We start from the raw sequence: 2379 nt of genomic DNA, 5'->3' as shown, positions 1-2379 counted from the left end.
CCCCCAACGGGCCAGCCGTTTCAGGGTTCGGGCCCCCCTTCTCCCGAAGTTACGGGGGCGTTTTGCCGAGTTCCTTCACCACGGTTCGCCCGTGCGCCTGGGCATGCTCTGCCCGACCACCTGTGTCGGTTTGGGGTACGGGCGGACCGGCCCCTCGCGTCGAGGCTTTTCTCGGCGCCACAGGATCACCCTACTTCCCCGGCCCCACCGGGCCGGGTCACCATCGCGCCTCACCCCCGCCATCGAAGGCAGCCGCCCGGATTTGCCTGGGCGGCGGGCCGCGCGCTTGAACGGGCCGAGCCATCAGACCCGCGGGGCCACCACTGCGCGTCACCCCTGTTAATACGCTTGCCTACCTGCGCGGAGGGTCCCCAGACCCCCGCCGCCCCGCCCCCGCCCGGCCCGAAGACCGGGACGCGGGGGCGTACACGGGCGGCGCGGGGCGTGGGTCAGCACCCGCGCGTCGGCACGGTCGGTATCCGGTCCGGTACGGGAATATCAACCCGTCATCCATCGACTACGCCCGTCGGCCTCGCCTTAGGTCCCGACTCACCCAGGGCGGACCAGCCTGGCCCTGGAACCCTTGGTCATACGGCGCTGGGGACTCCCACCCCAGTATCGCTACTCATGCCTGCATTCTCACTCCCGCGCCGTCCACCCCCGGTCACCCGACGGCTTCACCCCGCGCGGGACGCTCCCCTACCACCCGCCGCGCCCCACCACCCCCCCACAGGGGGCGGCAGAGCCCATCGCGGCGGATCCGCGGCTTCGGCGGCGCGCTTGAGCCCCGCTCAATTGTCGGCGCACGACCACTTGACCAGTGAGCTATTACGCACTCTTTCAAGGATGGCTGCTTCTGAGCCAACCTCCTGGTTGTCACCGCGACCGCACATCCTTTCCCACTTAGCGCGCGCTTGGGGGCCTTAGCCGGCGATCCGGGCTGTTCCCCTCTCGACCGCGAAGCTTATCCCCCGCGGTCTCACTGCCCCGCTCACCGCCCGACGGCATTCGGAGTTCGGCTGACGCCAGTAACCCTGTGGGGCCCATCAGCCAACCGGTAGCTCTACCTCCGCCGGGGAGCACGGGACGCTGCACCCAAATGCATTTCGGGGAGAACCAGCTATCACGGGGTTTGATTGGCCTTTCACCCCTACCCACAGCTCATCCCCCCCATTTTCAACTGAGGCGGGTGCGGTCCTCCACACGCTCTTACACGTGCTTCAACCTGGCCATGGGTAGATCACCCCGCTTCGGGTCCGCGCCGCGCCACTGGGCGCCCCATTCGGACTCGCTGTCGCTACGGCTCCCCCACACGGGTTAACCTCGCGACGCGGCGGCGACTCGCAGGCTCATTCTTCAATAGGCACGCCATCACCCCCCGCCCCCCGGACACACGGCCCGAGGAGCGGACAAGGAGGCTCTGACGGCTCGTGAGCGCCCGGTTTCAGGTACTGTTTCACTCCCCTCCCGGGGTACTTTTCACCATTCCCTCACGGTACTCGTCCGCTATCGGTCATCGGGAGGTATTCAGGCGGCCGAGTGGTCTCGGCAGATTCACACAGGATTCCACGGGCCCCGTGCTACTGGGGGCCGCGCCCGCGCAGCCCGCCGGGTTCCGCCTACGGGGCTGTCACCCGCTGCGGCCCCCCATCCCAGGGGATTCGGCTACCCGACCGGTTCAATGCACTGCGCCCCGCCGCGGCGGCGACGGGAAGAACGCGCCCCAACAACACCGCGCGCGCAACCCCCGCCGGGTGATCGCACGCGCACGGTTTAACCATCATCCGCTTCCGCTCGCCACTACTCACGGAATATCCACTCCTGCGGGTACTGAGATGTTTCACTTCCCCGCGTCACCCCCCGCGCCCTATGACATTCAGACGCGGGTGACGCCCCACAACGGGCGCCGGGTCCCCCCATTCGGAAACCCTCGGATCACAGCCCGCAAGCCGGCTCCCCGAGGAATATCGCAGGCCACCGCGTCCTTCATCGGCCCCCGATGCCAAGGCATCCACCGAACGCTCATAAAAACGAACAACACACAACACAACACACGGCACAACGCAGCGCGCGAGACCGCCACACGACCACGACGCGCCAACCGCGCCCGGCCACGACGATCACCGCGCCACTGCGGCGCACGCGCGACGCGCACCACACCGGCGCGCGCCGCACGACGAACCAAACAAAAAAACAAACAAACGGGCGACCAGCAGCACAATTAACGATACCGCGGCCGCCCGCAGATGCTCGCGTCCACTATGCAGTTCACAACCAACCCGCCCACAACCCCCGACCCCACCCAAGCAGGAGGGGCCCAAGGGGCCCGGACACCAGGGCGCACCGCCCCAGAACCCGACAGCATGCCACGCCCCCCAC

Annotated in this window: 1 rRNA gene; it reads right to left on the bottom strand. The window is 68.2% G+C overall.

The annotated features are described in order from the left end of the window. A 23S ribosomal RNA gene (locus tag G446_RS19580) occupies positions 1–2038 on the bottom strand; the annotation flags it as partial. Between the last annotated feature and the right edge of the window lie 341 nt (positions 2039–2379).

The organism is Actinomyces dentalis DSM 19115 (assembly GCF_000429225.1).
Classification (GTDB): Bacteria; Actinomycetota; Actinomycetes; order Actinomycetales; family Actinomycetaceae; genus Actinomyces; species Actinomyces dentalis.
This window is presented reverse-complemented; position numbering and strand designations above follow the sequence as displayed.